This is a genomic window from Pseudomonas sp. RL_105y_Pfl2_101 (assembly GCF_963970585.1).
In the GTDB taxonomy this organism is placed as follows: Bacteria; Pseudomonadota; Gammaproteobacteria; order Pseudomonadales; family Pseudomonadaceae; genus Aquipseudomonas.
The window spans coordinates 69,961-95,924 of record NZ_CAXAPG010000011.1 but is presented as its reverse complement, the minus strand read 5'-3'; the positions used below and the strand labels follow the sequence as shown (position 1 = coordinate 95,924).

The following is a 25,964-nucleotide window of genomic DNA, read 5'->3' as shown; positions in this document are numbered from 1 at the left end:
TATCGGCGGTGTCCGGGAGGACAACCGCGCTTAATTGGATTCTGCGGTTGGTGGCGCGTGGGCACTGTGTGACACGCGGCCTTGCAAACGAGCCGTAACCGATCATGTACCAGTGCAAATCTGACGCCTACAGGGGGGGTCGTATCCAGTACAGGGAGGGTCGCATCTAGTATCGGTGATGTCGGTTACAGCTTTTTTTCGCCCCTGGGGGGGCTCTGACACGCAGAAAAACGGCGTAAAACCGGGGGCAGGGCGGGGCGGCGTTGGTGGGCATGATTGCGTCGGTGTCAGACGTCGGGGCCCAAGGCAAAAACCGGATGATGCGGCCATCCGACGTTGAGCTTAGCAGCTCCGTCACCGGACGCTCCTGCGCCCGGATGTGCCTGTTCTGGAGTTTTCGGCAATGGCAATCAGCGTTTTTGACCTGTTCAAAATCGGTATCGGTCCGTCCAGCTCACACACCGTGGGCCCGATGCGGGCCGCCGCATTGTTCGTGCAAGGTTTGCGTGAGCGAGGAATTTTGGGGCAGGTAGCACGGGTGGAAGTTCAACTCTACGGTTCGCTTTCCGCCACTGGCATCGGCCATGGTAGCGATAACGCGGTGATTATGGGCTTGATGGGCGAGTGGCCGGACGCGATCGACCCATCGCAGATTGGTGTGTGCATCGAGCGACTGCGCCAGACCCAGACTCTGCTGCTGGACGGTCGCCTACCGGTGCCTTTCGTCTGGTCCCGGGACATGCGCCTGATCGACGAAAACCTGCCATTCCATCCCAACGCCATGACGCTGGTGGTCGAGGCCGCCAACGGCGACGAGCTATACCGTAACACCTTTTACTCGGTCGGCGGCGGTTTCGTCGTCGATCAGGCCCAAGCCACCAGCGGTGTGGTGGACCTGGACCGCACCGAACTGCCTTACGATTTTTCCAGCGCCGAAGAGTTGCTCCAGTTGTGCCGCAGCCATAACTTGCGGGTGGCCGAGTTGATGATGGCCAACGAAAAGGTCTGGCGTTCGGAAGACGAGATCCGCAGCGGCCTGATGAAACTCTGGCGGGCCATGCAGGATTGCGTCGAGCAGGGCCTCAAGCACGAAGGTATCTTGCCGGGCGGCTTGAATGTGCGTCGGCGTGCGGCCAAGTTGCATCGCAGCTTGCAAGAGCTGAACAAGCCCAATGTCATCGGCTCGACCCTCAGTGCCATGGAGTGGGTCAACCTGTTCGCCCTGGCGGTCAACGAGGAGAACGCCGCCGGTGGGCGCATGGTCACGGCGCCGACCAATGGGGCGGCGGGGATCATTCCGGCGGTGCTGCATTACTTCATGAAGTTCAGCGAAGCGGTCACCGACGCCAACGTCGTGGATTATTTCCTCGGTGCGGCGGCCGTTGGAATCCTGTGCAAAAAGAACGCATCGATTTCCGGCGCCGAAGTCGGTTGCCAGGGCGAAGTGGGATCGGCCTGCGCCATGGCGGCTGCAGGCCTGGCGCAAATCCTCGGGGCCACGCCGGAGCAACTGTGCAACGCGGCGGAAATCGGCCTGGAGCACAACCTCGGCCTGACCTGCGACCCAGTGGGTGGCCTGGTGCAGGTGCCGTGCATCGAGCGCAATGCGATCGCCGCGGTCAAGGCAATCAACGCCGCCCAAATGGCCCTGCGCGGGGATGGCCAGCATTTCATCTCCCTGGATCGGGTGATCCGCACCATGCGTGATACCGGTGCCGACATGCATGACAAATACAAGGAGACCTCGCGCGGCGGCTTGGCGGTCAGTGCGGTGGAGTGCTGAATCGCGTTCGCGCAACCCTCTGTAGCAAGGGGGTTCTCTGTGGGAGCAAGGCTTGCCCGCGATGGGGGCAGTAGATTCAACATGGATGTCGACTGACCTACCACCCTCGCGAGCAAGCTTTGTTCCCACTGATGATTTTCTTTATCCACAAGAGCGAAAACTGCTCGCAAAATGAACACCGATCTGCAAACGCGCCACCTTTTGGCGCGTCGCAAACAGACAAGTCCCGTTTTGTCGATCCAGGCGCTGAAGCGCGCTCGACCGTCCGTCACCCGCACCTGTGGTGATACTCGTTGTGCAAGCGGCGCAGCCCAGTTCCCACAAGTGATACCGAACTGCTCACTGTCTGTTGTGGCAGGTGCCAGCCGCCATTGATGGCGCTCATAACCCGTACTCGATGCACGCCTTATATAGACTGCTCGTGATGTCGTTTTCAGGATTTATTGAACGCGTATTCAATTTTAGGCATGGCAATTGCTCTATCGCTGTAAAGCCCAGCTCCTTCGTGAGAACGAGGGCAACAACCAATAAAAAGAGCCTCCGCCTGAGGCCATCACCCGCTTTGTGTGAGGAGATACCGCGATGACGCCGTCCAACTCAGGGGCCCAATCCCAGAACCGTACGCCTCAATCCATCGGCTTTTTGCTGCTGGACAATTTCACGCTGATTTCCCTGGCGTCCGCGGTAGAACCGCTACGCATGGCCAACCAATTGTCCGGTCGTGAGCTGTATCGTTGGACCACCCTTACGGTCGATGGCGGCCAAGTCTGGGCCAGCGACGGTTTGCAGATCACCCCCGACGCCTCCATGCACAAGGCGCCGCCCCTGGATACTGTCATCGTCTGTGGCGGCGTCGGCATCCAGCGCACCGTGACCCGCGAACACGTGTCGTGGTTGCAGAGCCAGGCCCGCCAGTCCCGTCGCCTCGGCGCGGTTTGTACCGGCAGTTGGGCCCTGGCCTGCGCCGGCCTGCTGGACGGCTTCGATTGCAGCGTGCACTGGGAATGCCTGGCTGCCATGCAGGAAGCTTTCCCGCGGGTGTCGATGAGTACCCGTTTGTTCTCCCTAGACCGCAACCGCTTCACCAGCTCTGGTGGCACCGCGCCGCTGGACATGATGCTGCACTTGATCAGCCGCGATCACGGTCGTGAACTGTCGGCGGCGATCTCGGAAATGTTTGTCTACGAGCGTATCCGCAACGAACAGGACCATCAGCGTGTGCCGCTCAAGCACATGCTCGGTACCAACCAACCGAAGTTGCAGGAAATCGTCGCGCTGATGGAGGCCAACCTCGAAGAGCCGATCGACCTGGACGAACTGGCGGTGTACGTCGCCGTGTCCCGGCGACAGTTGGAGCGGTTGTTCCAGAAATACCTGCACTGTTCGCCGTCGCGCTATTACCTCAAGCTGCGGCTGATCCGTGCACGGCAACTGCTCAAGCAGACGCCGATGTCGATCATCGAAGTGGCCTCGGTGTGCGGCTTCGTCTCCACCCCGCACTTCTCCAAGTGCTACCGCGAATACTTCGGCATTCCGCCTCGCGACGAACGCGTCGGCTCCAATACCACCCAACAGGTGGCGATGTTGCCGCTGCCGCAGGCGCTGGTGCTGTCGCCATTGTCCGGCCCGCTGTCGGCGCTGAGCCAGGCGCGTAATGAGTCGACGTTTGCCAGTGTGAGACTCTGAGACCGTAGCGTCTTCATCGCGAGCAAGCTCGCTCCCACAGTTGGATTGGGGTTTGGCTGGAGAGGCGGGTTGGCTGTAAGGCCGCCTTCGCGAGCAAGCTCGCTCCCACAGTTGGATTGGGGTTTGGCTGGAGAGACAGGCCGGCTGTCAGGCGCGCCTCGCGAGCAAGCTTTGCTCCCACAGGTCCTGCTCAAACAGATCTGATGGGTGTACGACGGGGAGAGCTAGGTCGGCTACTAGGCCGCCTCGCGGTGGACGTTGATCGCGGCGGGCCCACGGAGCAATGCCTTCGTTCGGGCACACCGAGCCTAGGCGAGGTGCCGAGTGGTGGGGCAAAGCGTTTTTGCTTACTTTTGGCGCTCTTCCAAAAGTGAGCCGCCGTCAGGGCGGAACCATAAGCCGCCGTTACCGCAGCAACGGATATGTACTCAGTCAGGCCGCCATCGCGAGCAAGCTCGCTCCCACAGGTTTCGTGAACGACACAAATCCTGTGGGAACCATTGGTTCTGTCAGGCGCTATGGTTCTGCTGGTATTGCATCAACGCCGGCAACAGTTGCTTATCAATTGCCTGGCGCACGGCCGGCAGGATGGTGGCGCTGCTGGTGTACATATCCTTGACCATCCGCCGCAATTCATTGGCACGGATGGTGTCCAGCCCCCGCACAGCACACTCGCACGCCTGTTCGGCCGTGGAGCCACTGGGTATTTGCAGACCCAGGGCCTTGAGGTGGCCCAGCAGGTCTTCCTGGTCGATCAAATCGGCGTACATCATGACGCTTTTCCTTGTTCAGGGATTGGGGTCGTGTCTCGATTCTGGTAGCCACCCGAAGCGGCGGCAAGGGCAAATGGTCGCAATGTCATGAATGACTATGGAGGCGTCGTTTTCGGCTAACTTGCACGGGACTGGACTGGGCACACTGCCCACAAGCTGAATCACGATGGTTTGGTCACCCTCGCGCGACAGCTCCTCCAGTAACGCAACCTGCCCCGATCCTGTCACGGCTTGATCGGGGATTTTTTTGCCTGTGTGAATCAGGTGAAAGTGTGTTGTTTGATCGGGCGCCTTCGCGAGCAGGCTCGCTCCCACAGCGGTTCTGTGTCGTTCATAGAACCTGCTCGCGCTGAACGATGATGCGGTCTAACGCTGCAACACCAGAATCCGCGACAACAACTCATCCCGATCCACATAGCACCCCTGGAAATGCCGGGCCCCGGAAGCCGGGTCGAAGGCATTGCGGGCGTGGAGGATGCGGCGGTTGTCGAAGCACCAGAGCTGGCCGGGTTCGAGGCGCTGTACCAGGCGAAATTGTGGCTCTCGGGTCAGGGCAATGAAGCGGCGGTAGGCGTGGTAAAGCTTGGGCATCTGCTCGACCGAGGTGTCGAACGGCCCACGCAGGAAGTTCGCCATGCGGATTTCCGAAACCTGCCCAAGGGCATCCAGCGCGATGATGGGGGCCAGGCAGCGGTAGTCGCTGTGGCGGTCCTTGTTGCGAAACTCCACCGGGATCCGGCACAGCGCGTCGAAGGCCTCGGGGTCTTTCTGGCGCAGGGAATCGGCAATGGCGAAACCGTCGACAAAAATGCTCTCGCCACCGTCGGCGTCATTCACCAGGCAATGCAAGAATTGCAGCCCCGGCTGCAATTCCCGGGTCGGCAAATCACTGTGCAGCGGCAGGTTGAAAGCGGTGTAGGCGTTGCTGTCGGCATCGGCCTTGGACTGCACGTTGAACAGCACGCCGAAGTTGCTCTCTCGAATGAAGGCAATGCGCTGGGCAACTCGTTTCAGCGAGCCGGGTTCGGTGGGTACGCCGCGCACTTGGGTCAGGCCGATGTCGCGTACCGCCAACAACCATTGCAACAACGCATCGGCATCGTCCATCAGTGCCGGGTAATCGAACACTGGCAATTGCAGGTCGCGCCGCCACAATTGGCGCCGGGGTTTGTTCGCCAGGCGCTCGGCTCGGGACTGATCATCGTAGGCGTGGGCGCGCAACCAGCCCGGGTCGAAACGGCTCTGGTGACCGTCCTGCCAGTCCACACACAGGCAGCCTTCGTCGTCGAGGCGGGTTGCGTCGGGGGCGATGTCTTCAGGGACGTCGACGATTTCCAGCACCTGCTCGCGGGTGACGCTGTAGACGCATTGTGGGCAAGGGCAGTTGTCCCGCAACCACGGGTGATGAAAGGGGCTGACCCGGCCGTCGGCCCACGTCACTTGCACCCGGTCGGACAACGGTGTGGCGGCGGTCAATGGGAAGATCAGGGGGTAACGGCGGAAGTCGGCAAAAGCGGCGGCGGTGTTCATGCGATCTCCTGTGTAAGGCTTACCGGGCGGCAGGCAGGGCGATGACCCGGCCGATATAGGTCGGCGGCAGGTCGGATTGTTGCTCGAGCAAGGCGTTGAGCCGGCCCAGGGTCTGTTCCGTGAAGGGCGCCGAGCGCGGGCCGGCCAGGTCGACGTGCAGCAGCATCTGTTCATTGCCGGCCAGCTCTTTATCACCGCCGACCAGATGCAGGCTGTGGTAGAGGTGCAGGCGTTTGGCGTCGTGGCCGATGATGTGCGTGTGCACCTCGACCTGGGCGTCGAGCTTCACTTCGTGCAGGTAGTTGAGATGAAGTTCGAGGGTGAACAGCGAGTGGCCGCAGGCTTCGCGGTTCTGGCTGTCCAGGCCGAGCCGGTCCATCAGCGCGTCGGTGGCGTAGCTGAAGATCAGCAGGTAGAAGGCATCGCGCAGGTGGCCGTTGTAATCAACCCATTCGGGGAGGATGTGGGTTTGGTAGGGGGTGAGGGTGGGCATGATGACGATCCAGCGGAAGATTGGGATTCATGTGGGAGCGGGCTTGCTCGCGAAGGCGGTGTATCTGCCGCACGATATTTAGCGGATGTACCAGCCTCTTCGCGAGCAAGCCCGTTCCCACCGGGGGTTATTCAGCGAAAGACATGCCGTGCTTGGCCTTGGTGGTCTTCACCGCCTCCAGCACCGCCAGCAGGCAATCATCACGATAGCGCTCCAGGGCCGAGATGCTGTGGCTGCCCAATTGCGCGCGGGTGCCGTCCACCACATCGTCGATCAGTTTTTCGGTCAGCTCTGGCGCTGGCAGGTAGGTCCACGGCAGTTGCAGCGCCGGGCCGAACTGGGCCATGAAGTGCCGCATGCCGGCATCGCCGCCGGCCAGGGTGTAGGTCAGGAACGTGCCCATGAACGACCAGCGCAGTCCGGCGCCAAAGCGGATGGCGTCGTCAATTTCCCCGGTGGTGGCGACGCCGTCGTTGACCAGGTGCAGGGCTTCGCGCCACAACGCTTCGAGCAGGCGGTCGGCGATGAAACCGGGCACTTCCTTGCGCACGTGCAGCGGCCGCATGCCGAGGGATTCGTACACCTGCATCGCCGCCTGCACGGCTTCGGGCGCGGTGTGTTTGCCGCCGACCACTTCCACCAGCGGCAACAGGTAGACCGGGTTGAACGGGTGCCCGACCACACAGCGTTCCGGGTGGGTGGAACCCTCATAGAACTCGCTTGGCAGTAACCCCGAAGTGCTGGAGCCGATGAGCGCGTTTGACTTGGCGGCGGCGCTGATCTGAGCGTGTAGCTCGAGTTTCAATTCCAGTCGCTCGGGGGCGCTTTCCTGGATGAAGTCGGCGTCGCGCACGCAGTCTTCGATGGTGGCGACAAAGCGCAACCGATCTTGCGAAGCGCCGGGTGCCAGGCCTTGTTGCTCCAGGGCGCCCCAGGCATTGGCGACGCGCTTGCGCAACGCTGCTTCGGCACCCGGCGCCGGGTCCCAGGCGACGACGTCCAGGCCATGGGCCAGGGCCCGGCTGACCCAGCCGCTGCCGATCACACCGCTGCCCAGGGCGGCGAAGGTCTTGATGTCGGTGATAAAGCTCATGGTGATGTCCTGAAGAAATAGTTCGGTGATCTCCTGTGGGGGCAAGCCTTGCTCCCACAGGTTGTGCCCCCCGATAGGGGAAGGTGGATGTCGGCTCAGCCGCGCTGGGTCAGGCCCATTTTCTTGCGACCTTCAGCCGGGGTGAGCACGCGGGCGCCGAGGCGGCTGAGGATTTCGCCGGCGCGCTCCACCAACTGACCGTTGGTAGCGAGGACGCCTTTGTCCAGCCAGAGGTTGTCTTCCAGGCCGACCCGCACGTTGCCTCCCAGCAGCACCGCCTGGGCGGCCATCGGCATCTGCATGCGGCCGATGCCGAAGCCGGCCCACACCGCGTCCGCCGGCAAGTTGTCGACCATGGCTTTCATGGTGGTGGTGTCGGCCGGCGCGCCCCATGGGATGCCCAGGCAGAGTTGGAACAGCGGGTTGTCCAGCAGGCCTTCCTTGATCAGTTGCTTGGCGAACCACAGGTGACCGGTGTCGAAGATCTCCAGCTCGGCCTTGACGCCCAGCTCAGTGATGCGCTTGGCGCCGGCCCGCAGTTGCGCCGGGGTGGAGACGTAAATGGTGTCGCCGTCGCCGAAGTTCAGGGTGCCGCAATCCAGGGTGCAGATTTCCGGCAACAGCTCTTCGACGTGGGCCAGGCGGGTCAGCGGCCCAACCAGGTCGGTGTTGGGACCGAACGCCATCGGCCGTTCGCCCGCACCGATCTCCAGGTCGCCGCCCATGCCGGCGGTGAGGTTGACGATGATGTCCACGTCCGCCTCTCGGATGCGCGCCATCACTTCGCGGTACAGCGCCACGTCACGGCTGAACTTGCCAGTCTGCGGGTCGCGGACGTGGCAATGGACCACCGTGGCCCCGGCCTTCGCCGCCTCGACGGCGGCGAAGGCGATCTGTTTCGGGGTGACCGGCACGTGGGGGCTCTTGGCGGTCGTGTCGCCAGCACCGGTGAGTGCGCAGGTGATGATGACGTCGTGGTTCATGGTGCGGCTTCCTTCAGGCGTGGTGAGTCACCGCGCAGCCGTTTGGCGCTGCGCAGATGGATAACGGTTGTTCAGTTGCTGGTGAGTTTCAGGTTGTCGGCGGCGGGCTTGCCGTCGAAGGTGGTCACGCCTTCGAGCCAGCGCTGCTTGTCTTGCGGATGATCCTTGAGCCATTGCCGGGCCGATTCGAGCGGGTCCTTGTGATCGAGCAACGGCTGCATCATCCGGCTCTCATCTTCGGCGCTGAACGTCAGGTTGCTCAGCAAGCGGCCGACGTTCGGGCATTGCTCGGCGTAGTTCGGCGCAGTGACCGTCCAGACGGTGGCCATGCCTTCGTTCGGGCCGAGGGCGTCGTCGCTGCCGGTGAGGTAGGTCATTTGCACGTTGACGTTCATCGGGTGTGGCGCCCAGCCGAAGAACACCACGGCCTCCTTGCGCCGCACGGCACGGTCCACGGCGGCGAGCATGCCGGCCTCGCTGGACTCCACCAGCTGGAATTTGCCCAGGCCGAACTGGTTCTTGGCGATCATCGCCTTGATCTGGGTATTGGCGCCGGAGCCGGGCTCGATGCCGTAGATTTTGCCGCCCAGCTCTTTTTCGAATTTGGCGATGTCGGCGAAGGTCTTCAGGCCCTTGTCGGCCAGGTAGGTCGGCACGGCCAGGGTGGCGCGGGCGTCCTTGAGGCTGGGCTGTTCCAGCACCTTGACCTGCTTGGCCTCGACGAACGGGGTGATGGTCTGGGTCATCAGCGGGTTCCAGTAGCCCAGGAACAAGTCCAGCCGCTGGTCGCGGATGCCGGCGAAGATGATTTGCTGGGAGGCGCTGGTTTGCTTGGTCTTGTAGCCGAGGCCGTCGAGCATCACTTGGGTCAGGGCGCTGGTGGCGATGACGTCGGTCCAGTTGACCACGCCCAGGCGCACGTTCTGGCACGCGGCGGGCTCGGCGGCCATGGCGGCGCCATTGAGCAAAGTGGTACCGCAAAGTCCAAGTACGCAGGAGCTGATCAGTCGTTTCATGTCGGGTTCCTCGGCAGCTTATTGTTATGGGGTGCGGCATCTGCGCGCCGGTGATGCCAAGTTACGCAGCCCGGTGCCAGGCAAAACGCACAGCGGCGACGTGCTCTTGCACTGCAGCGACTCTTGAACGGCCGTTGCAACTGGCGTATCAAGGTCCGCACGCTACCCGCCAACCGAGTGCGCTCCATGTCCCAGGATTTCTACTTTTTGTTGATGCCGGGTTTTTCGGCCATCGGTTTCATTTCGGCCATCGAGCCCTTGCGGGTCGCCAATCGGTTTCGTGGCGAGCTGTACCGCTGGCATGTGCTGAGTGTCGATGGCGGGCCGGTGCTGGCGAGCAATGGCATGTCGGTCAACGCCGATGCCGCACTGGAGCCCTTGAAGAAAGGCGCGACCCTCTGGGTGGTGGCCGGATTCGAACCGCTGAAATTCGCCACCCCGGCACTGGAGCGCTGGTTGCATCGGCTGGACAACGAAGGCGTGACGCTGGGCGGCATCGACACCGGCAGTGTGGTGCTGGCCGAGGCGGGGCTGTTGGAAGGGCACCGCGTGACCTTGCACTGGGAGGCGCTCGAGGCGTTCAAGGAGTCTTATCCGCAACTCAGCGTGACCCAGGAACTGTTCGAGATCGACCGTCGCCGCATCACTTGCGCGGGCGGCACTGCTTCCATCGACCTGATGCTGGACCTGATCGGCCAGGCCCACGGTTCGGAACTTTCGATCCAGGTCAGCGAGCAGTTCGTGCTCGGCCGCATCCGCCCGCGCAAAGATCACCAGCGCATGGAAATCGCCAACCGCTATGGCATTCGTAACAAGAAACTGGTGCACGTCATCGGTGAGATGGAAGCCCACAGCGAGCCGCCCCTGAGCACCTTGGCGCTGGCCGAGTCGATCAACGTCACCCGTCGCCAGCTCGAACGCCTGTTCCGCCTGCACCTGAACGACACCCCGAGCAACTTCTACCTGCGTCTGCGCCTGGAAAAGGCCCAGCAACTGTTGCGCCAGACCGACATGAGCGTGTTGGAAGTGAGCATTGCCTGCGGCTTTGAGTCACCGTCGTACTTCACCCGCAGTTATCGGACACGCTTCGCGCGCTGCCCGCGGGAGGATCGGCGACAAGTGGCGATAAATCAAACGCTTCAATGACCGGCGCATCGAGAACAATTAAAAATAACTTGATTTAGATTGTTTGTGGCGGGTGCTGTGATTTTTTCAAGACTGTCCTCCGTAAGTTTCGGCGGACAAGCCTGTATTGATGCGCGACGTGAAAAGGAACGGGTGTGGAAGTCCAACCGGGGTGGTTATGCGCTGGAGGACAAGGCGTTTGTCGATGGGTTGAAGGGGTATCGTAAGCAACAGAATCGGTCCTGACCCGATTAGCGGTCGAGCATAGTGACCTGAGTGGAGAGGGGGGGGTGTGGGAGCAAAGCTTGCTCGCGAAACAGTCGACTCGGTTTCTGAAGGACCGCATCGCCTCCATCGCGAGCAAGCTTTGCGCCCACAAAAAATCCCATGGCTATAGGTACGGTGTTCGGTGCAAAAGCTCTATTTCTTCATCAGCGCCGAACACGCCGCCTTATAAGCCTCATGCTGATACTTGTTCAGCGTCGCCGGCGGGGTGAAGTCGTGTTTCTTGCTCTGCGCATTGAGGGTTTGCGGTGACAGCAGCGTCACCTCGCAACCTTCCAGCAACTGGAAAACCCCTTCGATCTTGAACGTGGTCGGGCCACCGGCGAACTCACCTTTCTTGCTGCGCTTCTTGATGGCGATGCGTTCGATGCCGTTGTCCGTCACGAACGCCCGCACTTGGGCGGCGAAAGCCTTGACGTTGGCGGCGTCGTCATCGTCGTCCAGGGCGATTTTCTTGGTGTTCAGCGCGACGTGGCTCAGCACCTGTTGATCCAGCGAGGCAACAGCGATGATCGCTTCGCTGCCTTTGATTTCGATGCCGCAAGTTTTCATGTGAAGCCCTTTGCTCGATGGTGACGTGCAGCTTACAGCTCCAACTGATCAGCCTGGATACCAAAGGCCGCAGCAATTTTTTCGCGGGTGGCGCGGCGAGGCTTGGCGACGGACTCTTGCTGGGCAAAGGCCGGTTGAGAAATACCCAGGCGCCTGGCGACTTCATCTTGAGTCAGGTTCAGGTGTTCGCGCCAGGCACGGCTGGGCGTGGCGCCGTCGACGATGCGGCTGACGACTGCATGGGGGATGAGATCGGGTTGCAGTTTCTGCGCGACGTATTGGGCATACGCAATGACCACAAAGGCGGGATGCCCGTCTGCGTCATTGATGATCTGAATATCAGTAGGGACGCTCATCGCGTTTCCTGACCTCTTGAATGCTGACGATCTTGATCGCCCCGTCCCAATCGAACATGACTCGATAGCGGCCTACCCGAAGGCGATAGGCGTAGTCATGGCCGACAAGCGCTTTGACGTTCACCGCGTCGGGCATCTGGGCGAGCGCCGTAACGGCGTCCCGAACCTGGGCCTGATGGGCAGCATGCAATTTTAGAAGCTGCCTAACGGCTTTTCCGGTCCTGTGGATGGTGTTCATGGAAGGACATAAGTCTTTTATGAGGTTTGCGAAACCTGACTTATATCCCCTTCAGGGCCAATGCGTGAAAGGTGTCTGAATATTGCCCTCAGTCTTGCCCAATCGACTCCAAAAACTCCGACCGGTCATCGCTCACTTGGGCCATGCAGTCGTTTTCGGCGATTTTGTAGGCGTCGCTGCCGGGTTTGGCCGGGAAGGCGGCGATGGCGCAGTCGGCGTCGCGCTGTTTTTGCCACAGTTGTTGGGCGGTATTGACCTTGGTGGTGATGTCGTTGAGCTGGGCCTTGTCGCTGGCGTAGCGGGTTTGCAGGCGCTCAAGGAGGCTCTGCAGGTTTTCGTCCAGCAGTTGTACGGCGGCGGTTTTTCCGTAGGCCGAGCAGGCCAGGGTCTGGACGTCGTTTTCAACTTCGTCGCAGGGGTTGGGCTCGGTGTCTTCGGTTGCGTGTGCCAGGGTGCTGATCAGTGCCAAAGTCAGGAAGAGTGATTTCATCGCGTTGCCGCTCAAGTCCAGTGAAAACCAGTGATGCGGCGGATTCTGGCGCAAGCGTCAGGTAAAGAACAGACGGGTGGGGTGGGCCTGTTGTAGTCCATTGTCGTGGATTGACGCTTTCGGCAATTCCCCTGTCGTTTTTGCACCGGGTCGCCACGGCCCTCAGGCATATGCTGGCCCCAAAGCGCCGGCACACGATTCGGCGCATGAATCGCTGACAAAAGGGGACTGCCTGATGAGCCCAGCGCAATTGCACGCCGACAGCATCGTTATCGACGGGCTGATCATTGCCAAATGGAACCGCGACCTGTTCGAAGACATGCGCAAGGGCGGCCTGACCGCGGCCAATTGCACCGTGTCGGTGTGGGAAGGTTTCCAGGGCACCATCAATAATATCGCGGCCAGCCAAAAACTGATCCGCGAGAACAGCGACCTGGTGATCCCGGTGAAAACCACCGCCGACATCCGTCGCGCCAAGGAACAGGGCAAGACCGGCATCATTTTCGGTTTCCAGAACGCCCACGCTTTCGAAGACCAACTCGGCTACGTCGAGATCTTCAAGCAACTGGGCGTGGGTGTGGTGCAGATGTGCTACAACACCCAGAACCTGGTCGGCACCGGTTGCTACGAGCGCGACGGTGGCCTGTCGGGCTTCGGCCGCGAAATCGTCGCCGAGATGAACCGTGTCGGCATCATGTGCGACCTGTCCCACGTCGGTTCCAAGACGTCCGAAGAGGTCATCCTCGAATCGAAGAAGCCAGTGTGCTACTCCCACTGCCTGCCGTCCGGCCTGAAGGAACACCCGCGCAACAAATCCGATGAAGAGCTGAAGTTCATTGCCGGCCACGGCGGTTTCGTTGGCGTGACCATGTTCGCGCCGTTCCTGGCCAAGGGCATCGATTCGACCATCGACGACTACGCCGAAGCCATCGAATACACCATGAACATCGTCGGTGAAGACGCCATCGGCATCGGCACCGACTTCACCCAGGGTCACGGCCAGGACTTCTTCGAAATGCTGACCCACGACAAGGGCTATGCACGTCGTCTGACCAGCTTCGGCAAGATCATCAACCCCCTGGGCATCCGCACCGTGGGCGAGTTCCCGAACCTCACCGAGACGCTGCTCAAGCGCGGCCATCCTGAGCGGGTGGTGCGCAAAATCATGGGCGAGAACTGGGTCAACGTCCTGAAGGACGTCTGGGGCGAATAAACGCCGCCGTATCGCCGAATCCCTTACCTGCGGCCGTCTGTGCCGCAGGCAATACCACGCATTTCCGGAGTCAAGTTTTCATGGCCAAAATCGCCCCTCAACTGCCTATCGAAGTCGACAGCGAAACCGGTATCTGGACGTCAGACGCCCTGCCGATGCTGTACGTGCCGCGTCACTTTTTCGTCAACAACCACATGGGCATCGAAGAAGTGCTGGGCGCCGACGCCTACGCCGAGATTCTCTACAAGGCCGGCTACAAATCCGCCTGGCACTGGTGTGAAAAAGAAGCCGAATGCCATGGCCTGGAAGGCGTCGCGGTGTTCGAGCACTACATGAAGCGCCTGTCGCAGCGTGGCTGGGGCCTGTTCAAGATCCAGGACATCGACCTGGACAAAGGCACCGCCAGCGTCAAGCTCGAACACTCGGCATTCGTCTATGTGTACGGCAAGGTCGGGCGCAAGGTCGACTATATGTTCACCGGTTGGTTCGCCGGTGCCATGGACCAGATCCTGGCCGCGCGCGGCAGTTCGATCCGCACCGTGGCCGAGCAGGTCTACGGCGGTTCCGAAGAAGGCCACGACGACGGCCTGTTCATCGTCAAGCCGTTGTAAGTCGAGGATCGCGCCATGGCTTTTGAAGCAATGTTCCAGCCGATCCAGATCGGCAAGCTGACCATCCGCAACCGCGTGCTCAGCACCGCGCACGCCGAGGTCTACGCCACCGACGGCGGCATGACCACCGACCGGTACGTGAAGTATTACGAAGAGAAGGCCAAGGGCGGCATCGGCCTGGCGATCTGCGGTGGATCGTCCGTGGTCGCCATCGACAGCCCGCAGGAGTGGTGGAGCTCGGTGAACCTGTCCACCGACCGCATCATCCCGCACTTCCAGAACCTGGCCGACGCCATGCACAAGCATGGCGCCAAGATCATGATCCAGATTACCCACATGGGCCGTCGCTCGCGCTGGGATGGCTTTAACTGGCCGACCCTGATGTCGCCGTCTGGTGTGCGTGAGCCGGTGCACCGTGCCACCTGCAAGACCATCGAGCCGGAAGAGATCTGGCGGGTGATCGGCAACTATGCCCAGGCGGCACGACGTGCCAAGGCCGGTGGCCTGGACGGTGTCGAACTGTCCGCCGTGCACCAGCACATGATCGACCAGTTCTGGAGCCCGCGGGTCAACAAGCGTACCGACGAGTGGGGCGGCAGCTTTGAGGGCCGGATGAAGTTCGGCCTGGAAGTGTTGAAGGCCGTGCGTGCCGAAGTGGGCGACGATTTCTGCGTGGGCATGCGCCTGTGCGGTGACGAGTTCCACCCGGACGGTTTGTCCCACGAAGACATGAAGCAGATCGCCAAGTACTACGACGACACCGGCATGCTCGATTTCATCGGCGTGGTGGGCTCGGGTTGCGACACCCACAACACCCTGGCCAACGTCATCCCGAACATGAGTTATCCACCGGAGCCGTTCCTGCACCTGGCCGCCGGGATCAAGGAAGTGGTCAAGGTTCCGGTTTTGCACGCGCAAAACATCAAGGACCCGAACCAGGCTACGCGGATCCTGGAAGGCGGTTATGTCGACATGGTCGGTATGACCCGCGCCCACATCGCCGACCCGCACCTGATCGCCAAGATCAAGATGGGCCAGATCGACCAGATCAAGCAATGTGTCGGCGCCAACTACTGCATCGACCGTCAGTACCAAGGCTTGGACGTGCTGTGCATCCAGAACGCCGCGACGTCCCGTGAATACATGGGCGTGCCGCACATCATCGAGAAGTCCACCGGACCGAAACGCAAGGTGGTCGTCGTGGGTGCCGGCCCGGCCGGGATGGAAGCGGCGCGTGTGGCCGCTGAACGCGGGCACGATGTGACCTTGTTCGAGAAGAAAGAATTCATCGGCGGACAGATCACCACGGCCTCGAAAGCCCCGCAACGGGACCAGATCGCCGGTATTACCCGCTGGTTCCAACTGGAGCTGGCGCGGTTGAAAGTCGACTTGCGCCTGGGTGTGGCAGCTGATGCGGCAACCATCATGGACGTGCGTCCGGACGTGGTGGTGCTGGCCGTCGGCGGGCATCCGTACCTGGAGCAGAACGAGCACTGGGGCGCCGCCGAAGGGCTGGTGGTCAGCAGCTGGGACGTGCTCGACGGCAAGGTTGCACCGGGCAAGAACGTGCTGGTCTACGACACCATTTGCGAGTTCACCGGCATGTCGGTGGCTGACTTCCTCGCCGACAAAGGCAGCCAGGTCGAGATCGTCACCGACGACATCAAGCCGGGCGTGGCCATTGGCGGGACGTCGTTCCCCACCTACTACCGCAGCATGTACCCCAAGGAAGTGATCATGACCGGGGACATGATGCTGGAGAAGGTCTACCGCGAAGGCGACAAGCTGGTGGCGGTGCTGGAGAACGAATACACCGGTGCCAAGGAAGAGCGCGTGGTGGACCAGGTGGTGGTGGAAAACGGCGTGCGGCCGGACGAAGAAATCTACTACGCGCTTAAGGAAGGTTCGCGCAACAAGGGCCAGATCGACGTCGAAGCCCTGTTCGCGATCAAGCCGCAACCGTGCCTGGAACAGAGTGGCGACGGCTACCTGCTGTTCCGCATCGGCGACTGCGTGGCCCAGCGTAATACCCACGCGGCCATCTACGACGCCCTGCGGTTGTGCAAGGATTTCTAACGGCTTGTGGATAACCCTGTGGGAGCAAGGCTTGCCCGCGATAAATGCGACACGGCGCATCTGACTGACCGAGTCGATCGCATCGCGGGCAAACCTTGCTCCCACAGGAATCGAGCAAGACATCCAGGTTTCTGTGCCTGCAAGACCTGAGGTCTTTGGGAGCTTCACCATGCTGAACACCCTTCTTCCCATCCTGCTGTTTGCCGCCCTGGGCCTCGCGGTCCTTGGCGCCTTGCGGCGGGTGAACATGTGGCGTCGCGGACGACCGGCCAAGGTCGACCTGATCGGCGGTCTTTTCGCCATGCCCAAGCGCTATATGGTGGATTTGCACCATGTGGTGGCGCGGGACAAATACATCGCCAATACCCACGTCGCCACGGCGGGTGGCTTTGTGCTGGCGGCGCTGCTGGCGATTCTGGTGCATGGTTTCGGCCTGCAGAACCGCATTCTGGGCTATGCCTTGCTGTTCGCCACGCTGCTGATGTTCAGCGGCGCGATCTTCATTGCCCTGCGTCGTCGTCATCCACCTTCACGGCTGTCCAAAGGCCCGTGGATGCGCCTGCCCAAGAGCCTGTTTGCGTTTTCCATCAGTTTTTTCCTGGTGACCTTGCCGGTCGCCGGGATCTTGCCGGCAGACTTCGGGGGCTGGGTATTGGTGGCGTTGTTGGGCCTGGGCGTGCTTTGGGGTGTGTCGGAAATGTTCTTCGGCATGACCTGGGGCGGGCCGATGAAACATGCCTTTGCCGGGGCCTTGCACCTGGCCTGGCATCGCCGCGCCGAACGCTTTGGTGGCGGCCGCTCAACCGGCCTCAAACCTTTGGACCTGAACGACCCCGCTGCACCGTTGGGCGTTGAGAAACCCAAGGATTTCACCTGGAACCAATTGCTCGGTTTCGACGCCTGCGTGCAGTGCGGCAAGTGCGAAGCGGCCTGCCCGGCGTTCGCCGCCGGCCAGCCGCTGAACCCGAAAAAGCTTATCCAGGACATGGTCGTCGGCCTGGCCGGCGGTACCGATGCGAAGTTCGCTGGCAGCCCCTATCCGGGTAAACCCGTGGGCGAACACAGCGGCAACCCGCATCAGCCGATCGTCAACGGCCTGGTGGACGCCGAGACCCTGTGGTCCTGCACCACCTGCCGGGCGTGCGTCGAGGAATGCCCGATGATGATCGAGCACGTCGATGCCATCGTCGACATGCGCCGCCACCTGACCCTGGAAAAAGGCGCCACGCCAAACAAGGGCGCCGAGGTGCTGGAAAACCTCATCGCCACCGACAACCCTGGCGGCTTCGCCCCGGGCGGGCGGATGAACTGGGCGGCGGACCTGAACCTGAACCTGCTCAGCGAGGTGAAATCCACCGACGTGCTGTTCTGGGTCGGCGACGGTGCCTTCGACATGCGCAACCAACGCACCTTGCGCGCCTTTGTCAAAGTGCTCAAGGCGGCGAACATCGACTTTGCCGTGCTCGGCCTCGAAGAGCGCGACAGCGGCGACGTGGCCCGGCGCCTGGGTGATGAAGCGACGTTCCAACTGCTGGCCAAGCGCAATATCCAGACCCTGGCCAAATACAGTTTCAACCGTATCGTCACCTGCGACCCCCATAGCTTCCACGTGCTGAAAAACGAATACGGCGCCTTCGATGGCAACTACCTGGTGCAGCACCACAGCACCTACCTGGCCCAAATCATCGACGCCGGGGCACTGAACCTTGGCCAGCACAAGGGCGACAGCGTGACTTATCACGACCCGTGCTACCTGGGCCGCTACAACGGCGAATACGAGGCGCCGCGCCAGGTGCTGCGTGCGCTGGGTATCGAGGTCAAGGAGATGCAGCGTTCCGGTTTCCGTTCGCGTTGCTGCGGCGGTGGCGGCGGTGCGCCGATCACCGACATCCCGGGCAAGCAGCGGATTCCCGACATGCGCATGGACGACATTCGCGAGACCGGCGCCGAACTGGTGGCGGTGGGTTGTCCACAGTGCACCGCCATGCTGGAAGGCGTGGTCGAACCGCGGCCGATGATCAAGGACATTGCCGAACTGGTGGCCGACGCGCTGCTGGAAGGCACGGCCCCGAACAAACCGGTGACGCCAGTCAAACGTGAACCTGCGGAGGTGCATTAATGAGCGACATCATCCGCCGCGACCCTCGCGCCGAGTGGATCGCCCGCAACCGCTTGCACCCGCTGCATGCGGCCATGCAACCGGTGCAGCATAGCTGGATGGGGCCCAATGGCATCATCCGCAAGAACGTTCATGGCGTTGGTTTCATTGGCCCTAACGGCATCAAGCGCATCGACCGCAGCGGCGCCCAGCAGGGTGGCGCGAGCAAGCGTACCGCCGCCGCTGAAGTGCAACTGCCGCTGCATCAAGTAGCGCAGCCGGCGTTCTACATCAGTGTGGTGCCGGACATGGTCGGTGGCCGCCTCAGCAGCCACGACCGCGATCTGCTTGGCCTGGCCCATCAGCTTGCCGGTAGCGACGGCGCAGTGTTGGCGGTGGTCTTCGGCGAGCACAAGGAAAGCACCTTCGCCACGGCGGGTGTCGACCGCTTGCTGGTATTGGAAGGCGAGGCCTTCAGCGGTTATGCACCGGAGCAACGGGTGCAAGGCCTGCGGGCTGTGGATAACCAATTCAGCCCACGCCATTGGCTGTTGCCTGACAGTCGCAGCGGTGGCGGCGAACTGGGCCGACGCTTTGCCGCCGCCTTGGGTGAACGCCCGGCCACGCGGGTCTGGCAGGTCAAGGGCGAAGAGTGCATCGGCCGTGCCGGTGCCGGCCTGCAGGACCTGGCTCGGCCGTTGGCGCGCTTGATCCTGGCGGCGGCCGAATGCGCCGAGCCGGTCAGCGACACCCGCCACGAAGCCTTGCCGGTGGAGTTATCCACAAGCGTGGCCCGCAGCTTGTCGCGTATCGAAGACCTCGGCGCGGTGGCGGTGGACCCGGGCGCGATCCCGATGGCCGAGGCCGAATTCATTTTCTCCGGCGGCAACGGGGTCAAGGACTGGGATCTTTTCCACAAGACCGCTGCGGCCCTGGGCGCCACCGAAGGCGCTTCGCGGGTGGCGGTGGACGACGGTTTCATGGCCCGGGATCGCCAGGTCGGTGCGTCTGGCACCTGGGTCACGGCGCGGGTCTACGTGGCCGTGGGGATTTCCGGGGCGATCCAGCACCTGCAGGGCATTGGCGCCTGCGACAAGGTGGTGGCGATCAACCTCGATCCGGGTTGCGACATGATCAAACGGGCGGACCTGTCGGTGATCGGTGACAGCGCGGCGATTCTCCAGGCCTTGATCGCGGCGGTAGAGGCTTACCGCAACGAAGCCAAGCGCGATGCGGCTTAAGAAGGATAAGTTGATGAGTACCCAAGTGATCAGCCTCGTGTCCATCGGCGCCCACCCCACTTCCGGGCGACCCCGGCGCGCCGAGCAGGACGCCCGGGCCGTGGAATTGGGCCTGCAACTGGCCGGCAGCGACCTGCAAGTGCTGCACGCCGGGGACGTGGCCGAACCGGCCCTGCGCGCCTACCTGGGCATGGGCCTGGATGAACTGCTCGTGCTGGAAAACCCCGTCGGCGCCGACGCGTTGCCGGCCCTGACCGATTACCTGCGTGACGCCGGCGCCCAAGTAGTGCTCACCGGTAGCCAGGCGGAAACCGGCGAAGGGTCGGGCATGTTGCCGTTCCTGCTGGCCGAGAATCTCGGTTGGCCGCTGGTGGTGGGGCTGGCCCAGGTCGAATCCATCGACGGTGGCGTGGCCCTGGTGCTGCAAGCCTTGCCCCGCGGCCAACGGCGCCGTCTCAAAGTGCGCCTGCCGTTCCTGGCCACTGTGGATAACGCTGCGCCAAAACCTCGGCAAAGCGCCTACGGCCCGGCCCGGCGCGGGGCGTTGCATGGCGAGGAAATCGAGGTGATCGACGACAGCTTGCTGGCGGTGGCGACCCTGCAACCGGCCAAGCCGCGACCCAAACGCTTGAAAGTGATCAAGGCCAAGAGCGGCGCCGACCGCATGAAAGCCGCCACGGCCAAGGCCAGCGGCGGAGGCGGGCAAGTGCTCAAGGGTGTGAGCCCGGAGGCGGGGGCCGAGGCGATTCTCAAGCTGCTGGTGGAGGAAGGGGTGGTTCGCTAGACTCAGGCTCAAGACAAAAACTGTGGGAGCGGGCTTGCTCGCGAAGGCGGTGCAGCAGTCGACATAAGGGTTGCCTGACACACCGCTTTCGCGAGCAAGCCCGCTCCCACAATTGAGATGCGTGTTACCCACAATCCCTGTGCGCCCCTCTGTGGATAACCTGTTCGGCCCTCGCCGCACACGGCGCCAATCGGGTCGTCCAGGCCTTTGCTTAAAAAACGATCAACCTCAACATCCGGCCATAAACCTGCTGGCCCGGCTGGTGCCGCGCCACAAACCTGCGCATGAAAAAACGCTTGTCAGCCAATGGAATCGATCAATGGAAGTTGAATTTCGTCCGGCCTTGCCCACGGATGCGTGGGAGATCGCCCATCTGTTCCGGATTTCCTCAGAGGGCGCGTCGGATTACATCTGGAGTCAATTGGCGGGGCCAGGGCAGGACCTCCTGGACGTGGGGGCTGCTCGTTATGCACGAGAAAATGTCGATTTTTCCTACCAGAACTGCCTTGTCGCCCAGGCCGATAGCCGGGTCATCGGCATGATGCACTGTTATGTGACGCGCGAGGATCCGCTGGCGGCTCCGGTGACCGATCCGGTTCTGGCGCCCTACGCCGACATGGAAGTGCCCGACACCCTCTATATCTCAAGCCTGGCCCTGCATGAAGGCTGGCGTAACAGGGGGCTCGGCGTGCGTTTTCTTGAGCTGGCGCAACAGCGTGCCGACCAACTGGCGCTCAAAGGCCTGAGCTTGATCGACTACGCCGCGAATACCGGTGCCCGGCGCTTTTATGAGCGCCAGGGCTTTGGCATCGTCAAAACCTGTCAGGTTGTCCCGCATCCACTGATTCGGGTGACGGGAGAGGCGTACCTCATGCATCGGCCTTGACCGTCATGGCGGCTTCACCAGAACCCTCTGTGGGAGCAAGCCCGCTCCCACAAGTGGAATGCGTGTTACCCACAATCCCTGTGCGCGCCTCTGTGGATAACCTGTTCGCCCCTCGCTGCACCCTATGTAAATCGGGCCCTGCCGGCCTGCGCTCAAAAAACATCCAGCCTAAGCCTTGGTTTTTATTGGCTTTTGTCTGTGAGTAACGGGCCGTTTCAGCCGAAACTTGCCCCCAATCTCTGTTGGCGCTTCTGTGGATAAGATGTTTGCTCTACGCTACAAGCCAGACGGGCCGGGGCGCTCATCGAATTGATCATAAACTGATCAATTTACTTTTTTAGTCAGGAAAACCTCCGGAAAACCTCGATTTATAAGCCGTCCAAGGGTTTTTCCACAGCATCGTCAAAATTACCCCCAAACACTGTTGGTGCTTCTGTGGATAAGGTGTTCGCTCACCTCCACAGACCAAGCATTCCGGGGCGTACAGGCGCTTGATCAAAAAACAACCGATAGACCGGAAAAACCGTCATTGTTCATAAGTCACGGTTTTTATTCACGTTGTCGGTGGAGAAATGCCGGGCATGTGTGCACTTGTCCCCATTTGCTGTGGGTGGCCATGTGGATAACTTGTTCGCCAAACGCTGCAAGCCACGGCCGGCATAGCGAAAATCGCGATAGATCAAATTTCATACAGTTCTAAGTCACACCCTTGACGAGGGTCTTTGGGCTGTCTTCACTTCATGGCACAAGGACATCGCGACTTTATCCACATCAGGTTCAGGGAGAGCACATGATGGATAGCAAGGCCCCCCACCCACACCTGCTTTCATCGGTGACCTGCGTCCCGACACCTCCCACCTCGTTGCACAAACGCACTCATCGTCGCGCCGTCAATCAGCGTGCGCGTCTATAGCGCCCGGGTTTTCCCTGTCGCACCGTTGACTGCCGCCGGACCCTGCAAGGGCCGGTGGCCAGGCGTTCGTGCGCCTGTCGATTTGCAGGCAACCGCAGAGTTGCCCCTTCTGCCTGAGAGGACTTGAACATGACACGGATCTCGACCCCCATCAGTGACATCCAGGAACACTACGACGTGATCGTCATCGGTTCCGGCTACGGTGGCGGCATTGCTGCCTCGCGTTTGTCCCGGGCCGGGCGCAAGGTGTGCCTGCTGGAGCGGGGGCGGGAAATTCAGCCCGGCGAATACCCCAATACCCTGCTCGCGGCCACCGAGGAACTGCAAGTCCACGACCCGGATGGCCACATCGGTTCGCGCACCGGGCTATTCGACCTGCACGTCAACGCCCAGCAGAACGTGGTGGTCGGTTGTGGCCTGGGCGGCACGTCGCTGATCAATGCCAACGTTTCGCTGGAGCCCGAGCCTGGCGTGTTCGAGGACCCGCGCTGGCCCCAGGCGGTCCGTGAGCACCGCGACACGCTGCTCAAGGACGGCTACGCGCGGGCCCGGGAGATGCTCAAGCCTAATTCGTACCCGGCGTCGGAGCCGAACCTGCCCAAGCTGGATGCCCACAAGAAGTCGGCCGATTACCTCAAGCAAGGCGCGCATTTCTACAAGCCGCCGATCAACGTGACCTTCGACAAGCTGCCCAACAACCTCAACCACGTTGGCGTCGAACAGCTACCGTGCAATGGCTGTGGTGATTGCGTCTCGGGCTGTAACAACAAGGCCAAGAACACCACGCTGATGAACTACCTGCCCGATGCCTGGAACCACGGTGCGCAGATTTTCTGCCAGGCCGAGGTGCGGTACCTGGAGCGCGACGGCGATGGCTGGATCGTGCACTTCCAGTACCTGGACAGCGGCCGCGAGATGTTCGCGGCGCCCACCCTGTTCGTGCGCGCCGACATCGTGGTGGTGTCCGCCGGCACCCTGGGCTCCACTGAAATCATGTTGCGCTCGCGGGACAAGGGCCTGTCCATGTCCAGCCAATTGGGCGAGCACATGAGCGGCAACGGCGACATCCTCGGCTTCGGCCACAACTGCGACCAGGTCATCAACGGCATCGGCTTCGGTGCCCATTCGGCCAAGGAGCTGGACCCGGTGGGGCCGTGCATCACCTCGATCATCGACATGCGCACCGAGGGTGACTGGCGCAGCCGCATGGTCATCGAGGAAGGGTCGATTCCCGGCGCGCTCGGCCGGGCCATGGTGCCGAGCATGGCGGCGTTTTCCGAGATGATCGGCGCGCCCACCGACACCGGTTTCGGCGCCAGCCTCAGGTACAAGGGGCGCGAAACCGAGAGTTTTCTGCGCGGACCGTATCACGGCGCACTGCACAATATGCAGACCTACTTGATCATGAGCCATGACAACGCCAAGGGGCGCATGCTGCTCGACAACAAGGACCAGTTGCGCATCGACTGGCCCGGCGTCGGCGAACAGGAGAACGTCACCCTCGGCAACGAGCGGCTGCACCAGAGCACCAAGGCCCTGGGCGGGATCTGGGTCGAGAACCCGATCTGGACCAAGCTGCTCAAGCACAGCATCGTCTCGGTCCATCCGCTGGGCGGTTGCGTGATGGGCGAGGATGCGACCCAAGGCGTGGTCAACCACAAGGGCCAGGTGTTCAGTGGCGCCAGTGGCACCGATGTCTACCCGGGGCTGTACGTGACGGACGGCGCAGTGATCCCCACGTCCCTGGCGGTCAACCCGTTGCTGACTATTTCGGCGGTGAGCGAGCGCAACATGGGGCTGTTGGCGGCCGACCGCGGTTGGATCATCGACTACACGCTGCCTTCAGCCCCGCGCAAAGCGGTGGCGGCGCCGACCCTCGGCGTGCAGTTCACCGAAACCATGAAGGGCTACTTTTCCACCGCCTTCACCCAGCCCCAGGGCACCGACCTCAGCCTGTACGAAGCGGCGGCCAAGCGCGGCAAGACCGAGAATTCACCCATCGAGTTCACCCTGACCATCACCGCCGCTGACCTCAACCGGCTGATCAAGGAGCCGGAACACGCCGCGACCCTGGTGGGCACCCTGGATGCACCGCTGCTCTCAGCGCATCCGCTGGTCGCCAGCAATGGGGTGTTCAACCTGTTCGAGCAGTATCAGGAACAGGTGGGCGTGCGGCACATGAACTATGACATGAAGCTGACCGCTGAAGACGGCAGCGACTATTATTTCAGCGCCTTCAAGACCGTGCCCGAAGACAACGGCGTGCTGAACATCTGGCCCGACACCAGCACCCTGTACGTCACGCTCTATCGTGGACCGGACAAGACCGGTGCGGTGATCGGTTCGGGGGTGATGCACATTCTGCCGGCCGACTTCGCCAAGCAAATGACCACCATGAAAGTACTCAACGCCCGCAATGAGCGTGAGCGCGTGGAGGCACTGGCGCGGTTCGGCAAGTTCTTTGCCGGCATCTTGTGGGAGAGCTACGGTGGTGTCTTCGCTGGCGATGTCTACTTCAACCCGGACGCGCCGCCCCGGTTGAAACGACCACTGGATGCGCCGCCACCGGTGGTGCATTTCTTCCAGACTGAAGACAACGTCGAGCTACGCCTGACGCGTTACCAGGCCGGTACCAAAGGCCCGGTGATGTTGGTTCATGGCCTGGGCGTGGGCTCGAATATTTTCTCCACCGACACCATCCACACCAACCTGCTGGAATATCTCTGCAAGCATGAGTACGACGTCTGGCTGCTGGATCTGCGGGTGAGCATCCTGCTGCCGGCCAGCAAAAATGAATGGAACGGCGACCAGGTGGCCCAGTACGATTTCAAGGCCGCCATCGAGCAGATCCAGCAGGCGACCCTGGCCCGTGACGTGCAGTGCGTGGTGCATTGCTATGGCGCGACGACTTTCTTCATGTCGATGCTGGCAGGCTTGCAAGGGGTGCGCTCGGTGGTCTGCTCGCAGATCGCCGCCGACACGGTGGTCGCCACCGCCACAGGGCTGAAGGCCGGTTTGCACTTGCCGGGGATGCTCGATGCCGTCGGTATCAAGTCCCTCACGGCCTATGCCGACACCAAGGAAAGCTGGTTCAACAAACTCTACGACAAGGCCCTTAACGGCTATGCCCGGATCGAGGCCCAGGGCTACTGCACCAACCCGGTCTGCCATCGCATCACGTTCATGTATGCGTCGCTGTACCGCCACGACACCCTCAACGAAACCCTGCACGACAACCTGCATGAGTTGTTCGGCGAGTCGAACATCCAGACCTTCGAGCACCTGGCGCTGATCGTGCGCAAGGGACACCTGGTGGACTTCAAGGGCAACGACGTCTACATGCCCCATTTCGATCGGTTGAAGTTGCCGATCTGCTTCATCAGCGGTGCCGACAACCAGTGCTACTTGCCGCAAAGCACCCTCAAGACCTACGAACGACTGTGCGAGATGCACGGCCCGCAGTTGTTCAGCCGTCACGAAGTGCCCGGGTACGGCCATATCGACTGCATGTTCGGCAAGGATGCGGTGGTGGATGTGTATCCGATCATCCTTGAGCACCTGGAGAAGACGGCGCTCGGTTGAAGCTCCGTAGGAGCTGGCGAAGCCTGCGATCTTTTGATCTTGATCTTGATCTTGATCTTGATCTTGATCTTGATCTTGATCTTGATCTTTCGCTTGAGATTCAAGTGTCTTTGGAAAGATCGCAGCCTCGCTGTGCTCGACAGCTCCTACAGAGCTT

General features: G+C 61.7%; 21 protein-coding genes. 11 read left to right on the top strand and 10 right to left on the bottom strand.

Going from position 1 to position 25,964, the window contains the following annotated elements; translation table 11 throughout:
- Positions 1-403: 403 nt before the first annotated feature.
- Positions 404-1,783: an L-serine ammonia-lyase gene (locus AACY31_RS14835; RefSeq protein ID WP_339477397.1), complete on the top strand. Its 1,380-nt coding sequence runs from the start codon at positions 404-406 to the stop codon at positions 1,781-1,783.
- 582 nt (positions 1,784-2,365) lie between these two features.
- On the top strand, positions 2,366-3,469 hold the full coding sequence (locus AACY31_RS14830; RefSeq protein WP_339477394.1) for a GlxA family transcriptional regulator: 1,104 nt from the start codon (positions 2,366-2,368) through the stop codon (positions 3,467-3,469).
- 509 nt (positions 3,470-3,978) lie between these two features.
- On the opposite strand, the gene AACY31_RS14825 is transcribed toward AACY31_RS14830, so the two are convergent.
- From AACY31_RS14825 to AACY31_RS14800, 6 genes are all read right to left on the bottom strand, one after another.
- Complete coding sequence (locus tag AACY31_RS14825; protein ID WP_339477392.1) at positions 3,979-4,242, bottom strand: hypothetical protein; 264 nt, start codon at positions 4,240-4,242, stop codon at positions 3,979-3,981.
- Between the two features lie 366 nt (positions 4,243-4,608).
- Entirely contained in the window at positions 4,609-5,772 is a 1,164-nt protein-coding gene (locus tag AACY31_RS14820) for a gamma-butyrobetaine dioxygenase (protein WP_339477390.1), read from the bottom strand.
- Between the two features lie 19 nt (positions 5,773-5,791).
- A complete protein-coding gene (locus AACY31_RS14815) occupies positions 5,792-6,265 on the bottom strand; it encodes a thioesterase family protein (RefSeq protein WP_339477387.1) in 474 nt (157 codons plus the stop codon).
- 127 nt (positions 6,266-6,392) lie between these two features.
- Entirely contained in the window at positions 6,393-7,358 is a 966-nt protein-coding gene (locus AACY31_RS14810; RefSeq protein ID WP_339477384.1) for an L-carnitine dehydrogenase, read from the bottom strand.
- Positions 7,359-7,453: 95 nt separating this feature from the next.
- Positions 7,454-8,341: a 3-keto-5-aminohexanoate cleavage protein gene (locus tag AACY31_RS14805; protein WP_339477382.1), complete on the bottom strand. Its 888-nt coding sequence runs from the start codon at positions 8,339-8,341 to the stop codon at positions 7,454-7,456.
- Positions 8,342-8,412: 71 nt separating this feature from the next.
- Complete coding sequence (locus tag AACY31_RS14800) at positions 8,413-9,357, bottom strand: choline ABC transporter substrate-binding protein (RefSeq protein ID WP_339477379.1); 945 nt, start codon at positions 9,355-9,357, stop codon at positions 8,413-8,415.
- Positions 9,358-9,543: 186 nt separating this feature from the next.
- Here AACY31_RS14800 and AACY31_RS14795 point away from each other — a divergent pair, with 186 nt between their 5' ends.
- Positions 9,544-10,503 (top strand): GlxA family transcriptional regulator, encoded by a 960-nt coding sequence (locus AACY31_RS14795; protein WP_339477376.1) that lies wholly within the window; start codon positions 9,544-9,546, stop codon positions 10,501-10,503.
- A gap of 399 nt (positions 10,504-10,902) precedes the next feature.
- Here the strand turns inward: AACY31_RS14795 and AACY31_RS14790 are convergent, their stop codons facing one another.
- The 4 genes from AACY31_RS14790 to AACY31_RS14775 all read right to left on the bottom strand — a co-directional run bounded on the left by AACY31_RS14790 (position 10,903) and on the right by AACY31_RS14775 (position 12,403).
- Positions 10,903-11,319, bottom strand: a complete 417-nt coding sequence (locus tag AACY31_RS14790; protein ID WP_339477373.1) for a DUF3010 family protein — start codon at positions 11,317-11,319, stop codon at positions 10,903-10,905.
- Between the two features lie 32 nt (positions 11,320-11,351).
- Positions 11,352-11,675, bottom strand: a complete 324-nt coding sequence (locus AACY31_RS14785) for a helix-turn-helix domain-containing protein (protein WP_339477370.1) — start codon at positions 11,673-11,675, stop codon at positions 11,352-11,354.
- Positions 11,659-11,913: a type II toxin-antitoxin system RelE family toxin gene (locus AACY31_RS14780; RefSeq protein ID WP_339477367.1), complete on the bottom strand. Its 255-nt coding sequence runs from the start codon at positions 11,911-11,913 to the stop codon at positions 11,659-11,661. Before AACY31_RS14780 ends, AACY31_RS14785 begins: the two co-directional genes overlap by 17 nt.
- An 88-nt stretch (positions 11,914-12,001) precedes the next feature.
- A complete protein-coding gene (locus AACY31_RS14775; RefSeq protein WP_339477364.1) occupies positions 12,002-12,403 on the bottom strand; it encodes a lysozyme inhibitor LprI family protein in 402 nt (133 codons plus the stop codon).
- 235 nt (positions 12,404-12,638) lie between these two features.
- On the opposite strand from AACY31_RS14775, the gene AACY31_RS14770 reads away from it, so the two are divergent.
- The 8 genes from AACY31_RS14770 to AACY31_RS14735 all read left to right on the top strand — a co-directional run bounded on the left by AACY31_RS14770 (position 12,639) and on the right by AACY31_RS14735 (position 25,807).
- A complete protein-coding gene (locus tag AACY31_RS14770; RefSeq protein ID WP_339504695.1) occupies positions 12,639-13,616 on the top strand; it encodes a dipeptidase in 978 nt (325 codons plus the stop codon).
- 80 nt (positions 13,617-13,696) lie between these two features.
- On the top strand, positions 13,697-14,227 hold the full coding sequence (locus tag AACY31_RS14765) for a DUF5943 domain-containing protein (protein WP_025215877.1): 531 nt from the start codon (positions 13,697-13,699) through the stop codon (positions 14,225-14,227).
- Positions 14,228-14,242: 15 nt separating this feature from the next.
- Complete coding sequence (gene dgcA, locus AACY31_RS14760) at positions 14,243-16,303, top strand: dimethylglycine demethylation protein DgcA (protein ID WP_339477356.1); 2,061 nt, start codon at positions 14,243-14,245, stop codon at positions 16,301-16,303.
- A gap of 169 nt (positions 16,304-16,472) precedes the next feature.
- Complete coding sequence (dgcB, locus tag AACY31_RS14755) at positions 16,473-18,422, top strand: dimethylglycine demethylation protein DgcB (RefSeq protein WP_339477354.1); 1,950 nt, start codon at positions 16,473-16,475, stop codon at positions 18,420-18,422.
- Complete coding sequence (etfA, locus tag AACY31_RS14750; protein WP_339477352.1) at positions 18,422-19,642, top strand: electron transfer flavoprotein subunit alpha; 1,221 nt, start codon at positions 18,422-18,424, stop codon at positions 19,640-19,642. The genes dgcB and etfA overlap by 1 nt, the downstream gene beginning before the upstream one ends.
- Before the next feature lie 13 nt (positions 19,643-19,655).
- Positions 19,656-20,426, top strand: coding sequence for an electron transfer flavoprotein subunit beta (etfB, locus tag AACY31_RS14745; protein ID WP_339477350.1), 771 nt, complete (start codon positions 19,656-19,658; stop codon positions 20,424-20,426).
- A 319-nt stretch (positions 20,427-20,745) separates the two neighbouring features.
- Positions 20,746-21,312, top strand: coding sequence for a GNAT family N-acetyltransferase (locus AACY31_RS14740; protein WP_339491562.1), 567 nt, complete (start codon positions 20,746-20,748; stop codon positions 21,310-21,312).
- A 1,042-nt stretch (positions 21,313-22,354) separates the two neighbouring features.
- Positions 22,355-25,807, top strand: a complete 3,453-nt coding sequence (locus tag AACY31_RS14735) for a GMC oxidoreductase (RefSeq protein ID WP_339477342.1) — start codon at positions 22,355-22,357, stop codon at positions 25,805-25,807.
- Positions 25,808-25,964 lie beyond the last annotated feature (157 nt).

Bases quoted from the DNA above. Each gene is read 5' to 3' on its own strand.
- AACY31_RS14835 (WP_339477397.1), top strand. From the start codon at position 404: ATGGCAATCAGCGTTTTTGACCTGTTCAAAATCGGTATCGGTCCGTCC.
- AACY31_RS14830 (WP_339477394.1), top strand. From the start codon at position 2,366: ATGACGCCGTCCAACTCAGGGGCCCAATCCCAGAACCGTACGCCTCAA.
- AACY31_RS14825 (WP_339477392.1), bottom strand. From the start codon at position 4,242: ATGATGTACGCCGATTTGATCGACCAGGAAGACCTGCTGGGCCACCTC.
- AACY31_RS14820 (WP_339477390.1), bottom strand. From the start codon at position 5,772: ATGAACACCGCCGCCGCTTTTGCCGACTTCCGCCGTTACCCCCTGATC.
- AACY31_RS14815 (WP_339477387.1), bottom strand. From the start codon at position 6,265: ATGCCCACCCTCACCCCCTACCAAACCCACATCCTCCCCGAATGGGTT.
- AACY31_RS14810 (WP_339477384.1), bottom strand. From the start codon at position 7,358: ATGAGCTTTATCACCGACATCAAGACCTTCGCCGCCCTGGGCAGCGGT.
- AACY31_RS14805 (WP_339477382.1), bottom strand. From the start codon at position 8,341: ATGAACCACGACGTCATCATCACCTGCGCACTCACCGGTGCTGGCGAC.
- AACY31_RS14800 (WP_339477379.1), bottom strand. From the start codon at position 9,357: ATGAAACGACTGATCAGCTCCTGCGTACTTGGACTTTGCGGTACCACT.
- AACY31_RS14795 (WP_339477376.1), top strand. From the start codon at position 9,544: ATGTCCCAGGATTTCTACTTTTTGTTGATGCCGGGTTTTTCGGCCATC.
- AACY31_RS14790 (WP_339477373.1), bottom strand. From the start codon at position 11,319: ATGAAAACTTGCGGCATCGAAATCAAAGGCAGCGAAGCGATCATCGCT.
- AACY31_RS14785 (WP_339477370.1), bottom strand. From the start codon at position 11,675: ATGAGCGTCCCTACTGATATTCAGATCATCAATGACGCAGACGGGCAT.
- AACY31_RS14780 (WP_339477367.1), bottom strand. From the start codon at position 11,913: ATGAACACCATCCACAGGACCGGAAAAGCCGTTAGGCAGCTTCTAAAA.
- AACY31_RS14775 (WP_339477364.1), bottom strand. From the start codon at position 12,403: ATGAAATCACTCTTCCTGACTTTGGCACTGATCAGCACCCTGGCACAC.
- AACY31_RS14770 (WP_339504695.1), top strand. From the start codon at position 12,639: ATGAGCCCAGCGCAATTGCACGCCGACAGCATCGTTATCGACGGGCTG.
- AACY31_RS14765 (WP_025215877.1), top strand. From the start codon at position 13,697: ATGGCCAAAATCGCCCCTCAACTGCCTATCGAAGTCGACAGCGAAACC.
- dgcA (WP_339477356.1), top strand. From the start codon at position 14,243: ATGGCTTTTGAAGCAATGTTCCAGCCGATCCAGATCGGCAAGCTGACC.
- dgcB (WP_339477354.1), top strand. From the start codon at position 16,473: ATGCTGAACACCCTTCTTCCCATCCTGCTGTTTGCCGCCCTGGGCCTC.
- etfA (WP_339477352.1), top strand. From the start codon at position 18,422: ATGAGCGACATCATCCGCCGCGACCCTCGCGCCGAGTGGATCGCCCGC.
- etfB (WP_339477350.1), top strand. From the start codon at position 19,656: ATGAGTACCCAAGTGATCAGCCTCGTGTCCATCGGCGCCCACCCCACT.
- AACY31_RS14740 (WP_339491562.1), top strand. From the start codon at position 20,746: ATGGAAGTTGAATTTCGTCCGGCCTTGCCCACGGATGCGTGGGAGATC.
- AACY31_RS14735 (WP_339477342.1), top strand. From the start codon at position 22,355: ATGACACGGATCTCGACCCCCATCAGTGACATCCAGGAACACTACGAC.